This is a genomic window from Enterobacter sp. A8 (assembly GCF_004296595.1).
GTDB lineage: Bacteria > Pseudomonadota > Gammaproteobacteria > Enterobacterales > Enterobacteriaceae > Enterobacter > Enterobacter cloacae.
Genome location: NZ_SCMF01000003.1, coordinates 72,250 through 84,658, shown reverse-complemented (window position 1 = coordinate 84,658; position 12,409 = coordinate 72,250). Strand labels below are relative to the sequence as shown.

The window sequence follows — 12,409 nt, the reverse complement described above, 5'->3', positions numbered from 1 at the left end:
ATGGCAACATTAACTGCAAAAAATCTCGCGAAGGCCTATAAGGGCCGCCGTGTCGTGGAAGATGTCAGTCTGACCGTCAACTCCGGCGAAATTGTTGGCCTGCTTGGTCCAAACGGTGCAGGTAAAACCACGACCTTCTACATGGTTGTGGGTATTGTCCCGCGCGATGCCGGTAATATCATCATTGATGATGAAGACATCAGCCTTCTGCCACTGCATGCGCGCGCACGCCGTGGTATTGGCTACCTGCCGCAGGAAGCCTCCATTTTCCGTCGCCTGAGCGTCTTCGATAACCTGATGGCCGTTCTGCAAATTCGTGACGACCTGACCAGCGAACAGCGTCAGGATCGCGCCAACGAGCTGATGGAAGAGTTTCACATTGAGCACCTGCGCGATAGCCTTGGTCAGGCGCTGTCCGGGGGGGAACGCCGCCGTGTTGAAATTGCACGCGCGTTGGCAGCAAACCCGAAGTTCATCCTGCTGGATGAACCATTTGCAGGCGTTGACCCCATCTCCGTTATCGACATTAAACGTATTATTGAGCATCTGCGCGACAGCGGTCTTGGCGTGTTGATTACTGACCACAACGTCCGTGAAACACTGGCCGTATGTGAACGTGCGTATATCGTGAGCCAGGGCAACCTGATCGCCCACGGCACGCCACAGCAGATCCTCGAAGATGATCATGTTAAGCGCGTCTATCTTGGGGAAGACTTCAGACTCTGATAGGGTAGAGGTAAAGTAACGCCGAACCGGAGAAAAATGCTCTGAACATGAAGCAAGGTTTGCAATTAAGGCTCAGCCAACAACTGGCGATGACGCCGCAGTTACAGCAGGCGATTCGCCTGTTGCAACTGTCCACATTAGAACTCCAGCAGGAGCTCCAGCAAGCGCTGGACAGCAATCCGCTGCTGGAGCAAGCCGATCTTCATGACGAGGTAGACACTCAGCAATCACAGGACACGGAAGCCCTCGATACCGCCGATGCACTCGAACAAAAAGAGATGCCGGACGAGCTTCCGCTGGATGCCAGCTGGGATGAAATCTACACCGCCGGAACCCCTTCCGGCACGCGTGCAGACTACCAGGACGATGAGCTACCGGTCTATCAGGGTGAAACCACCCAGTCACTACAGGATTACCTGATGTGGCAGGTGGAGCTAACCCCTTTCTCCGATACCGATCGCGCGATTGCCACCTCCATCGTCGATGCCGTTGACGACACCGGCTATCTGACCGTCACGCTGGACGATATTCTGGAAAGCATGGGCGATGACGAGATTGAACTTGAAGAGATAGAAGCCGTTCTGAAGCGCATTCAGCGTTTCGACCCGGTGGGCGTAGCAGCGAAAGACCTGCGCGACTGTCTGCTGATCCAGCTTTCACAGTTCAGCAAAGAGACGCCCTGGATCGATGAAGCCCGCTTAATCATCAGCGATCATCTGGATCTGCTGGCTAACCATGATTTCCGTACCCTGATGCGCGTTACGCGTCTGAAAGAAGAGGTGCTGAAAGAGGCGGTTAACCTGATCCAGTCGCTCGATCCTCGCCCCGGCCAGTCGATCCAGACCAGTGAGCCTGAATACGTCATACCTGACGTGCTGGTCAGAAAACACAACGGCCGCTGGGTCGTTGAACTCAATTCAGACAGCATTCCTCGCCTGCAAATCAATCAGCAATATGCCTCCATGTGCACCAGCGCGCGTAACGACGCCGACAACCAGTATATTCGTAGCAATCTGCAGGAAGCGCGTTGGTTAATCAAAAGCCTGGAGAGCCGCAATGATACGCTGTTGCGTGTGAGCCGCTGTATCGTCGAACAACAGCAGGCTTTCTTTGAGCAGGGCGAAGAGTATATGAAACCGATGGTGCTGGCGGATATCGCCCAGGCCGTCGAGATGCATGAATCAACGATTTCCCGCGTGACCACGCAGAAGTATCTGCACAGTCCTCGCGGTATATTTGAGCTTAAGTATTTCTTCTCCAGCCATGTGAATACCGAAGGCGGTGGCGAAGCCTCGTCAACGGCGATTCGTGCACTGGTGAAGAAGTTGATCGCCGCGGAGAACCCCGCGAAGCCACTGAGCGACAGTAAGTTAACCACCATGCTGTCCGACCAGGGTATTATGGTGGCACGTCGTACTGTTGCGAAGTATCGAGAGTCTTTATCCATTCCGCCGTCTAACCAGCGTAAACAGCTGGTCTGACACAACCGATAAGGAAGACACTATGCAGCTCAACATCACTGGACAAAACGTCGAAATTACTGAAGCTTTACGCGACTTTGTGAACACGAAATTCGCAAAACTCGAGCAGTATTTCGAAAGGATCAATCAGGTCTATATTGTGTTGAAAGTGGAGAAAGTGACTCATATCTCGGATGCAACCCTGCATGTCAATGGGGGCGAACTCCACGCCAGTGCGGAAGGGCAAGACATGTACGCTGCTATCGACGGCTTGATTGATAAGCTTGCAAGACAGCTCAATAAACATAAAGATAAACTGAAACAACACTAATTGTCCGGGCAGTTAACGGGTGCAGGAAGGCCTGTTGTGGAGCACAACAGGCCATTTGTACAGTTAGCGCTTAGGTGAAATTATGATGAACAACGATTCCGCTCTTCAATTGAGCAATGTCCTTAACCAGGAATGTACCCGCAGTGGCGTTCACTGCCAGAGCAAAAAACGTGCGCTGGAGATTATCAGTGAACTGGCCGCAAAACAGCTGGGCCTGCCACCGCAGGTCGTATTCGAAGCCATCCTGACCCGTGAAAAAATGGGCAGTACCGGTATCGGCAACGGCATTGCGATCCCGCATGGCAAACTGGAAGAGGACACCCTGCGTGCCGTCGGTGTGTTTGTGCAACTGGAAACGCCTATTGCCTTTGATGCCATCGATAACCAGCCCGTTGATCTCCTCTTCGCGCTGCTGGTTCCTGCCGATCAGACGAAAACCCATCTGCATACGCTTTCACTGGTCGCTAAACGCCTGGCCGATAAAACCATCTGCCGTCGACTGCGCTCAGCGCAAAGTGATGAAGAGCTTTATGAAATTATCACTGAAGCAGAAGGCAGTCAGGATGAGGCATAACCAGGAGATGGCCTTCACATCTGTTGTCCTGAGGAGAAACGGAACATGGTGCTGATGATTGTCAGTGGCCGTTCAGGGTCGGGGAAATCCGTCGCCCTGCGCGCGCTGGAAGACATGGGTTTTTACTGCGTAGATAACCTGCCGGTGGTACTGCTGCCCGAGCTGGCACGCACCCTTGCAGACAGACAAATCTCTGCCGCCGTCAGCATCGACGTCCGTAACATGCCTGAATCGCCAGAAATCTTTGAACAGGCGATGAGCAACCTGCCGGACACGTTTTCACCTCAGTTGCTGTTCCTTGATGCGGACCGCAACACGCTGATCCGTCGCTACAGCGATACCCGTCGTTTGCACCCGCTTTCCAGCAAGAACCTCTCTCTGGAGAGCGCAATCGACGAAGAGAGCGACCTGCTGGAGCCCCTGCGCTCACGTGCCGATTTGATTGTCGACACCTCCGAAATGTCCGTTCACGAGCTGGCAGAAATGCTACGTACCCGTTTACTGGGCAAACGCGAGCGTGAACTGACAATGGTGTTTGAGTCATTCGGCTTTAAGCACGGCATTCCTATCGATGCGGATTATGTTTTCGACGTGCGCTTCCTGCCAAACCCGCACTGGGATCCGAAACTGCGTCCAATGACCGGTCTGGATAAACCCGTCGCGGCGTTCCTCGACAGGCACACAGAAGTTCACAATTTTATCTACCAGACGCGAAGCTACCTTGAGCTATGGTTACCTATGCTGGAGACAAACAATCGTAGCTATCTGACGGTGGCGATTGGCTGTACCGGCGGTAAACATCGTTCGGTCTATATCGCCGAACAGCTGGCCGACTATTTCCGTTCACGCGGAAAGAACGTTCAGTCCCGTCATCGCACGCTGGAAAAACGTAAAACATGACCGTAAAACAAACCGTTGAGATCACCAATAAGCTGGGCATGCACGCACGCCCGGCAATGAAGCTGTTTGAACTGATGCAGGGTTTCGATGCGGAAGTTCTGCTGCGAAATGATGAAGGGACCGAAGCGGAAGCAAACAGCGTCATTGCGCTGCTGATGCTGGACTCCGCCAAAGGTCGCCAGATTGAAGTCGAAGCCACCGGCCCACAGGAAGAGGAAGCGCTGGCGGCGGTGATTGCGCTGTTTAACGCCGGGTTTGACGAGGATTAATTTCAGCCCCGCTGGCGGGTGGCGCTGCGCTTACCCGCCCTACATCAGCTTATTACGCTGCATAAACCCTTCCCCACCTAACTGACGCATCTGGCGCATGATCCACGCCTGACGGCTTCGCACGTACCCGGACGGGGCATTAGCCTTAAAGCGGATGGGATTAGGCAAGACGGCAGCCAGGAGCGCCGCTTCGGACATACTCAGTCGGCTGGCCGGTTTATTGAAATAGCGCTGCGCGGCGGCCTCAACACCAAACACGCCATCGCCAAACTCAGCAATATTGAGATAGACGGTCAGAATGCGTTTTTTGCTCCAGACCGTTTCCATCCCCAGCGTCAACCCCGCTTCCAGCCCTTTTCGTACCCAGCTGCGACCGTCCCACAGGAACAGATTCTTTGCGGTTTGCTGCGATAATGTCGATGCCCCACGGACGCGGTTTTCGTGGCGTTCATTGTGCGCCAGCGCTTTCTCGATTGCCGCCACGTCAAACCCCCAGTGTTCCGGGAATTTCTGATCCTCTGCCGCAATGACCGCCAGCCCCATAAAAGGTGAGATCTCATCCATACTTACCCAGTCCGAGTGGGCCACATAGCTGAAATCACCGCTGAGCCATGCCCCAAGCTGACGCTCGACCATCACGGCCGAAAACGGGACCGGCATAATGCTGAATAAGGCGAGTCCGCCGCCCCAGAATACCGCGAGCACGAGAACGATGCGCAACAGGGCGCGTTTCACCCACGCGCCTGCGCCGAATTTACGACTCATTCAGTCAACACCAGCACTCTGGCCACCAGTTTTTCGATGCCTGCAGCAGCCTCGGCAATATTCTGCGCCAGCATCCAGGCAGGCGTGGTAACGACCTTGTTGTCTTCATCCACCACAATGTCATCCACCGGACAAGGTACGTGCTCGCCGCCCATCTCCTCAATGATTTCTGCGGTATCAATATCGGTGCCGATTGTCAGCCGCAGCGGGAAATCAAAAATTTTAGGCAGCATTGCCGGCGCGATACAGATAAAGCCCTGCGGTTTACCTGCCGCGTGCATCGCCTGCGACAGCGCTTTTAAATGGGGATCGATCTGACACGCCGCCCTTTCTGAAGCAAAGGTACTGAGATTTTTGGCCGCCCCAAACCCGCCCGGCACGATTAACGCATCGAGCTCAGCGGCGTCCGCCTGAATAAGGGGGTGGACATCGCCACGCGCAATACGCGCCGCTTCAATCAGTACGTTACGGGTTTCCGCCATGGCCTCTCCGGTCAGATGATTAATCACATCTGCCTGCTTTTTGTCTGGCGCAAAACAGATCGCTTCCGCCCCCTGCCTTGCCAGGGCCAGCAGCGTGATGACGGCTTCATGAATTTCTGAACCATCGTAAACACCGCATCCGCTCAGTACGACACCAACCTTTTTCATCCTGACGTTCCTTCTTTGCAACTTGCTGAAGCACATAATTAATTTTGATTAAAACGCTATGCTTCACACATTTCACTGATTCATGTAACAAACCATTTAAGATTTGCTATCTTATCTGCGTGCGGCCTAAATTTTCAGGCGGCGCCCATGCGAAAACAACACGAAAAATCAGGCGCAGCCACGATTTCCCTGGTGTTGGCGCAGTATTCGCGCACCCCGGTTAAGCCGGGGTCATTTTTTTCTGGCATCCACCCAGGCTTTGAGCACCGCCACATCGTTCTGCCACTCTTGTTTCATCTCTTCGACCCAATCACCCACGTTATCTTCCCATGCCGGTAAATCAGGTGACTGAATCTGTTGTCCCAACTGCTGTAAGTGGCGTAACCCGACAGAGCCTGCAGCGCCTTTGATCTTATGTCCTTCTTCCACAATGCCTTTCTGATCGCGTGCGGTCAGGTTGGACTCCAGCACGCTCAGGTAGCCAGGCATCATTTTTTCGAACACGGCCAGACCATCGGTTATCAGTTTTGGGCCAACCAGGTCGATGTACTGCTCCAGCATCGCAGTATCCAGAATCGTTTGGGTCTTCGCGCTATCAACAGACGTCATGGTGCTCTCCTCTTCATCATGGGTATCCCAGAACTTCTTGATCATGGCGGTCAGAGCAGGCACCGCCAGCGGCTTGCTGAGCACATCATCCATACCGGCATCGAGGTACTCTTTTTTATCTTTCAGGACGTTGGCCGTCAGCGCGACCAGCGGCGGCAGTTCATCGGCGGCATACTGCGTTGTCAGCGCACGGGAGATATCCAGCCCGGTCATGTCCGGCAGTTGAATATCCAGCAGGACGAGGTCATATTCGCCCGGTTTAAACATCTCCAGCGCGGCTTTTCCGGTCATCGCCACGTCCACGCTGTTACCCAGTTTTTCCAGCACCGAGCGCGCCACAATCACGTTCAGCTCGATGTCTTCTACCAGCAGAACATGCAGCGCCGGGAGCGGCATATCGTCTTGTTCAAAGGTATCCTCAACCTCTTCTGCCACCGCCGGGGCATGCACCGTCAGCGTAAAGGTAGAGCCTTTGCCCGCCTGGCTGGCCACGGTGATATCACCGCCCATGCTCTTCGCGAGCCGTTTCGATACCGCAAGGCCAATGCCCGTGCCGGTAGCAGGCTTACCACCGTTGCTGTCCTTCACCTGATAATACATGGCAAAGATTTTGTCCTGCTCTTCCTGCGGAATGCCAATGCCTGAGTCTTCCACCTCAAAGTGCAGCATGTCTCCTTCGTCATAACGGATACGCACCGCCACCTGCCCCTGCTGGGTAAATTTCACCGCGTTACTGATCAGGTTCCAGAGGATTTGGCGCAGACGCGTGCCGTCCGTGACCACTTTGTGCGGCAGCGGCAGGGTTGGCTCCATGACAAAGCTCAGCCCCTTCTGCTGCGCCTGCAGGCCGGACAGGTTTTCCAGATCGGCAAGGAAGCTGGTGAAATCAACCGGCTGGTTATCAAGCTGGACTTTACGGCGCTCCATCTTATCCATGTCAATAATATCGTTGAAGATATTCCCCAGCGTGACCGCCGAGACATGGATCGTTTTGAGGTATTTTTCCTGTTCCGCCGTCAGGTCGGTGTCCAGCAGAATACGGCTTAAGCCGACGATGCCGTTCAACGGGGTACGCAGTTCATGGCTTATGGTGGAGATGAAGGTCGTCTTATCGCGGCTGGCGCGCTCAAGGGCATCCTGATAACGCTTACGCTCGGTGATATCGCGGCCAAAGCCCATCAGGCCGTGGCGTTTCCCGACGCGGTCGTAGTACGGCACTTTACGGATTTCAAAGCAGGCTTTACGCCCGTCCGGGTAATCCAGCCACTGTTCATAGGTCAGCGAGACATTGTGGCGGAAGACTTTTTCGTCCGTCTCCATGACCTTGGCGGCCGCCTCTTCGGAGTACACATCCTGGGGTTTCAGGTGGATCAGCTGCTTTTCGCTTTTGCCGGTCAGCAGCTCCATCGCCCGGTTACAGCCGGAGAACTCTTTGTCTTCGTTACGGTAGAAAACCAGATCCGGAGAAGCATCAAGGAATGAACGCAGGAAAGAGGATTGCTGCTCAAGCTGGATCTGCGTCACCTCACGCTCTTTCATTTCGATTTTCAGCTGCTCAAGCGTCGCCTGACGCTCGGCTTCCGCCTTCTCACGATCTGAAATCTCCTGGTTAAGCTGGGCAATGTTGTCTTTCAGCTGGACGTTGAGCTTTAAATCGCGCTCGCGCATCTCTTCCAGCTTATCAACCAGTTTTGACAGGCGCTGACGGGACTCCTCCAGCTGTTCAACGACGACGGAAAGAAAATAGACCGCCCAGGGGGTGATCAGCAAACCGAAGAAGATAGAGCGGATGACGTCGATACTCTCGACCTGACCATGCAACACCATGGTCACGGCCATTTGCACGACAATGGCCAGAACAACCAGCGCCAGCGCCAGCAGCATGGAGAAACGCACCAGCCCGAGCTTCATCATCAGGTCGACGTAGTACTGGGCAAGCATTCGAATTTGCTTCATAGAGGATCCCTTCACGACTTTATCGCTCAATAATACTCAAATTCGCGGCGGGACGTTGAAGGTTGTGAGAAAAAGTGCGGGGTGAAACAGGAGATTAGCCTCGCTTCCGGCTAACCGGAAGCGAGGAGAGGACAATCAGGAGCGTTTCAGCAGCAGCCAGAGGCTGATCAGCAGGAAGCTGGCGCTCGGCAGCAGCGCACCAATAATTGGCGGAATGCCGTAAACCAGCGTCAGCGGGCCAAAGATCTGATCGAGGACGTAGAATACAAAGCCGAAGCTGATCCCGGTGACCACTCGAACACCCATCGGTACGCTACGCAGCGGGCCAAAGATAAACGACAGGGCCATCAGCATCATCACCGCCACGGACATCGGCTGGAAGATTTTGCTCCACATATTGAGCTGATAACGCCCGGCATCCTGCCCGCTCGACTTCAGGTATTTGACGTAGTTGTGCAACCCGCTGATGGAGAGCGCGTCCGGATCCAGCGCCACCACCCCGAGTTTGTCCGGCGTGAGGTTGGTTTTCCACGTCCCGGACACCGTCTGAGAGCCGGTGATCTGTTTTGGGTTCGTCAGGTCAGACTCGTCAACCTGGGATAACCGCCACTGCTTGTGTTCGGGGTCAAACTTCGCTGACGATGCGTGACGTACAGACTGTAAACGACGCTCATCATTGAAGGCGTAAATACTCACGCCGCCCAGCTCATCATCCCCTTTCACGCGTTCGATATAGACGAAGTTCTGGCCATCTTTCGCCCATAACCCTTGCTGTGTAGAGAGCAGTGAACCGCCGTACATCGCCTGGGCACGATAGTTACGCGCCATCTGTTCGCCCTGCGGTGCCACCCACTCGCCAATCGCCATGGTCAGCAGCACCAGTGGGATCGCGGTTTTCATGACCGACAGCGCCACCTGCAAACGGGTAAAGCCCGATGCCTGCATCACAACCAGTTCGCTGCGCTGTGCCAGCATCCCCAGCCCCAGCAGCGCGCCCAGCAGGGCTGCCATCGGGAAGAAGATCTGCACATCTTTTGGCACGCTGAGCAGGGTATACATCCCTGCACCCAGCGCGTCGTAGCTCCCTTGCCCGGCTTTTTTCAGCTGATCGACAAATTTAATAATGCCGGAGAGCGACACCAGCATGAACAACGTCATCATGATGGTGGTAAAAATGGTTTTACCGATATAGCGATCAAGAACGCCAAACGCCTGCATTAGATGGCTCCTTTACGCGAAAATCGGGCACGTATGCGGCGCACTGGCACCGTATCCCACAGGTTTAATCCCAGCGCCAGTAAGATGTACAGGCTGTTGACGAACCACGTCCAGACCATCGGGTCCAGCTTACCCTTCGCGCCGTTAGAACGAATCGAGGTTTGCAGCAGGAAGTAGATCAGGTACAGCAGCATCGCCGGCAGCATTGAGAGCACGCGCCCCTGACGCGGGTTCACCACGCTCAGCGGCACGACAATCAATGCCATCATAAACACGGTGAAGACGAGCGTAATACGCCAGTGGAACTCCGCACGCGCTCTGTCGGTATCGGTGTTCCACAGCGTACGCATATCCATTTGCTCGGTATCCGTTGGATCGAGCGCCACCGCCTGATGACCAATAATGGCCTGATAGTTCTGGAAATCCGTAATACGGAAGTCACGAAGCATCGCGGTGCCTTCAAAGCGGGTGCCTTTATTCAGCGTCACGACCTGGGAACCATCTTTGCGCTGCGCAAGCTGACCGGAGTCTGCCACCACCACCGATGGACGGGCGTTTCCTTTGGTTCGCAGCTGCGCCAGGAAGACGTCGTTGAATTTACTGCCGTCGACGCTCTCAATAAACAGCACTGAGTTTCCGTCGGTCGCCTGCTGGAACTGCCCCTGCGCTAATGCCGCCATACCGGGGTTCGCTTTTGCTTCAGCCAGCACTTCATCCTGATGACGAGAGGACATTGGGCCCGCCCACATCACATTCACCGCGGCGACGATACCCGTGAACAGCGCCAGTATCATGGCGGCTTTCACCAGAACAGCTTTGCTCAAGCCACAGGCATGCATCACCGTGATTTCACTCTCGGTATAAAGCTTACCGAGCGTCATGAGCAGACCGAGGAAAAGACTTAGCGGCAGAATAAGCTGCGCCATTTCCGGGATCCCTAAACCAAGCAGGGAAAGCACCAGATTCGTTGGAATTTCGCCGTCAACGGCCGCACCGAGGATCTTGACCAGCTTCTGACAGAAAAAAATCAGCAGCAGGATGAAGAGGATCGCCAGTTGGCTTTTGAGCGTCTCCCGCACCAGATATCTTATGATTATCACTTTAAATACGCCCGTAAAAACCCGTCTCTTTGCTGGAAAATCGCTTGTTTCATGGCTTAAACGTCATTTATTCTCTTGAGTCGTCGAAATCATCGCTAAGATTAAAACACCCGGCGGATTCACGCTTCAGGACTTTTTCTGACGTGTCGAAACCGTAATAACGTAAGATTAACACGAAGTCACCACAACAGCGGACTTGAGTTACGAAAGGTTTCAATTCTATCCGTAGCAGCCGCTGTTGTCTTTAAGATTCAGGAGCGTAGTGCATGGAGTTCAGTGTAAAAAGCGGTAGCCCGGAGAAACAGCGGAGTGCCTGCATCGTTGTGGGCGTCTTTGAACCACGCCGACTCTCCCCGATCGCCGAGCAACTCGATAAAATCAGTGACGGCTACATTAGCGCCCTGCTGCGCCGTGGCGAACTGGAAGGCAAACCTGGGCAGACGCTGTTACTGCACCATGTTCCGAACGTGCTGTCCGAACGTATTCTGCTGATTGGCTGCGGTAAAGAGCGCGAGCTGGATGAACGTCAGTATAAGCAGGTGATTCAGAAAACAATTAATACCCTGAATGACACCGGCTCAATGGAAGCCGTTTGCTTCCTGACCGAACTGCACGTCAAAGGTCGTAACACCTACTGGAAAGTGCGCCAGGCTGTCGAAACCGCAAAAGAGAGCCTGTACAGCTTCGATCAGCTCAAGACCAACAAAAGCGAGCCGCGCCGTCCGCTGCGTAAAATGGTCTTTAACGTGCCAACCCGTCGCGAACTCACCAGCGGCGAGCGCGCCATCCAGCACGGTCTGGCGATTGCCGCCGGGATTAAAGCCGCAAAAGATCTGGGCAACATGCCGCCTAATATCTGTAACGCTGCCTATCTGGCCTCTCAGGCGCGCCAGCTGGCTGACTCCTATAGCAAGAATGTCATCACCCGCGTTATCGGCGAACAGCAGATGAAAGAGCTGGGTATGCACTCTTACCTGGCGGTGGGCAACGGCTCGCAGAACGAATCCCTGATGTCGGTTATCGAATACAAGGGCAATCCGTCAGAAGATGCGCGTCCTGTTGTGCTGGTTGGTAAAGGCCTGACCTTCGATTCCGGTGGTATCTCCATCAAGCCTTCTGAAGGCATGGATGAGATGAAGTACGACATGTGTGGTGCAGCGGCGGTGTATGGCGTGATGCGTATGGTGGCTGAACTTCAGTTACCGATTAACGTTATCGGCGTGCTGGCGGGCTGCGAAAACATGCCGGGTGGACGCGCTTATCGTCCGGGTGATGTCCTGACCACCATGTCCGGCCAGACCGTTGAGGTGCTGAACACCGACGCCGAGGGCCGCCTGGTGCTGTGCGACGTATTAACCTACGTTGAACGCTTCGAACCTGACGTGGTGATCGACGTGGCCACCCTGACCGGTGCCTGCGTGATCGCGCTGGGCCACCACATCACCGGCCTGATGTCGAACCACAATCCGCTGGCGCACGAGCTTATCGGCGCGTCCGAACAAGCCGGCGACCGCGCATGGCGTCTGCCACTGGGTGACGAATACCAGGAGCAGCTGGAGTCTAACTTTGCGGACATGGCGAACATCGGCGGCCGTCCTGGTGGTGCCATCACCGCGGGCTGCTTCCTGGCACGCTTCACCCGCAAGTACAACTGGGCACACCTGGATATTGCCGGCACCGCATGGCGCTCCGGAAAAGCCAAAGGCGCGACCGGTCGTCCGGTTGCGTTGCTGTCGCAGTTCCTGCTAAACCGCGCCGGATTTAATGGCGACGAGTAAGTCAAAACGGCAGTAAACCGTAGGCCGGGTAAGGTGAAGCCGCCACCCGGCTTAAGCATTTAAAGTGAGCACA

At 54.8% G+C, this 12,409-nt stretch carries 12 protein-coding genes; 7 read left to right on the top strand and 5 right to left on the bottom strand.

Annotation, left to right across the window (positions count from 1 at the left end; genetic code table 11):
- The 6 genes from lptB to npr all read left to right on the top strand — a co-directional run bounded on the left by lptB (nucleotide 1) and on the right by npr (nucleotide 4,260).
- Nucleotides 1–726, top strand: a complete 726-nt coding sequence (gene lptB, locus EQV24_RS12275; protein WP_013098941.1) for an LPS export ABC transporter ATP-binding protein — start codon at nucleotides 1–3, stop codon at nucleotides 724–726.
- A 47-nt stretch (nucleotides 727–773) separates the two neighbouring features.
- Nucleotides 774–2,207: an RNA polymerase factor sigma-54 gene (rpoN, locus tag EQV24_RS12270; protein ID WP_013098942.1), complete on the top strand. Its 1,434-nt coding sequence runs from the start codon at nucleotides 774–776 to the stop codon at nucleotides 2,205–2,207.
- Nucleotides 2,208–2,229: 22 nt separating this feature from the next.
- Entirely contained in the window at nucleotides 2,230–2,517 is a 288-nt protein-coding gene (hpf, locus tag EQV24_RS12265) for a ribosome hibernation promoting factor (protein ID WP_013098943.1), read from the top strand.
- Nucleotides 2,518–2,599: 82 nt separating this feature from the next.
- On the top strand, nucleotides 2,600–3,091 hold the full coding sequence (gene ptsN, locus EQV24_RS12260; RefSeq protein ID WP_013098944.1) for a PTS IIA-like nitrogen regulatory protein PtsN: 492 nt from the start codon (nucleotides 2,600–2,602) through the stop codon (nucleotides 3,089–3,091).
- Between the two features lie 45 nt (nucleotides 3,092–3,136).
- Nucleotides 3,137–3,991, top strand: coding sequence for an RNase adapter RapZ (gene rapZ / locus EQV24_RS12255; protein ID WP_013098945.1), 855 nt, complete (start codon nucleotides 3,137–3,139; stop codon nucleotides 3,989–3,991).
- A complete protein-coding gene (npr, locus tag EQV24_RS12250) occupies nucleotides 3,988–4,260 on the top strand; it encodes a PTS phosphocarrier protein NPr (RefSeq protein ID WP_003861872.1) in 273 nt (90 codons plus the stop codon). Before rapZ ends, npr begins: the two co-directional genes overlap by 4 nt.
- A 39-nt stretch (nucleotides 4,261–4,299) precedes the next feature.
- Here the strand turns inward: npr and mtgA are convergent, their stop codons facing one another.
- The 5 genes from mtgA to lptF form a co-directional block, all read right to left on the bottom strand.
- Complete coding sequence (gene mtgA, locus EQV24_RS12245; RefSeq protein WP_013098946.1) at nucleotides 4,300–5,025, bottom strand: monofunctional biosynthetic peptidoglycan transglycosylase; 726 nt, start codon at nucleotides 5,023–5,025, stop codon at nucleotides 4,300–4,302.
- The gene (gene elbB, locus EQV24_RS12240; RefSeq protein WP_129253349.1) at nucleotides 5,022–5,675 is read right to left on the bottom strand and encodes an isoprenoid biosynthesis glyoxalase ElbB; all 654 of its coding nucleotides are present in this window, start codon (nucleotides 5,673–5,675) and stop codon (nucleotides 5,022–5,024) included. The genes mtgA and elbB overlap by 4 nt, the downstream gene beginning before the upstream one ends.
- Nucleotides 5,676–5,906: 231 nt before the next feature.
- Nucleotides 5,907–8,240 carry an aerobic respiration two-component sensor histidine kinase ArcB gene (gene arcB, locus EQV24_RS12235; RefSeq protein ID WP_029883392.1) on the bottom strand — a complete coding sequence of 778 codons (2,334 nt, stop codon included), beginning with the start codon at nucleotides 8,238–8,240 and terminating at the stop codon, nucleotides 5,907–5,909.
- A 135-nt stretch (nucleotides 8,241–8,375) separates the two neighbouring features.
- Entirely contained in the window at nucleotides 8,376–9,458 is a 1,083-nt protein-coding gene (lptG, locus tag EQV24_RS12230; RefSeq protein WP_013098949.1) for an LPS export ABC transporter permease LptG, read from the bottom strand.
- Nucleotides 9,458–10,558, bottom strand: coding sequence for an LPS export ABC transporter permease LptF (gene lptF, locus EQV24_RS12225; protein WP_029883394.1), 1,101 nt, complete (start codon nucleotides 10,556–10,558; stop codon nucleotides 9,458–9,460). The genes lptG and lptF overlap by 1 nt, the downstream gene beginning before the upstream one ends.
- 266 nt (nucleotides 10,559–10,824) lie before the next feature.
- On the opposite strand from lptF, the gene pepA reads away from it, so the two are divergent.
- Nucleotides 10,825–12,336: a leucyl aminopeptidase gene (gene pepA / locus EQV24_RS12215; protein WP_013098951.1), complete on the top strand. Its 1,512-nt coding sequence runs from the start codon at nucleotides 10,825–10,827 to the stop codon at nucleotides 12,334–12,336.
- Nucleotides 12,337–12,409: the final 73 nt, after the last annotated feature.

What these genes read in the sequence shown, in the direction of transcription:
- lptG (WP_013098949.1), bottom strand. Translation starts at nt 9,458, where the DNA reads ATGCAGGCGTTTGGCGTTCTTGATCGCTATATCGGTAAAACCATTTTT.
- elbB (WP_129253349.1), bottom strand. Translation starts at nt 5,675, where the DNA reads ATGAAAAAGGTTGGTGTCGTACTGAGCGGATGCGGTGTTTACGATGGT.
- npr (WP_003861872.1), top strand. Translation starts at nt 3,988, where the DNA reads ATGACCGTAAAACAAACCGTTGAGATCACCAATAAGCTGGGCATGCAC.
- lptB (WP_013098941.1), top strand. Translation starts at nt 1, where the DNA reads ATGGCAACATTAACTGCAAAAAATCTCGCGAAGGCCTATAAGGGCCGC.
- pepA (WP_013098951.1), top strand. Translation starts at nt 10,825, where the DNA reads ATGGAGTTCAGTGTAAAAAGCGGTAGCCCGGAGAAACAGCGGAGTGCC.
- ptsN (WP_013098944.1), top strand. Translation starts at nt 2,600, where the DNA reads ATGATGAACAACGATTCCGCTCTTCAATTGAGCAATGTCCTTAACCAG.
- hpf (WP_013098943.1), top strand. Translation starts at nt 2,230, where the DNA reads ATGCAGCTCAACATCACTGGACAAAACGTCGAAATTACTGAAGCTTTA.
- rpoN (WP_013098942.1), top strand. Translation starts at nt 774, where the DNA reads ATGAAGCAAGGTTTGCAATTAAGGCTCAGCCAACAACTGGCGATGACG.
- arcB (WP_029883392.1), bottom strand. Translation starts at nt 8,240, where the DNA reads ATGAAGCAAATTCGAATGCTTGCCCAGTACTACGTCGACCTGATGATG.
- mtgA (WP_013098946.1), bottom strand. Translation starts at nt 5,025, where the DNA reads ATGAGTCGTAAATTCGGCGCAGGCGCGTGGGTGAAACGCGCCCTGTTG.
- rapZ (WP_013098945.1), top strand. Translation starts at nt 3,137, where the DNA reads ATGGTGCTGATGATTGTCAGTGGCCGTTCAGGGTCGGGGAAATCCGTC.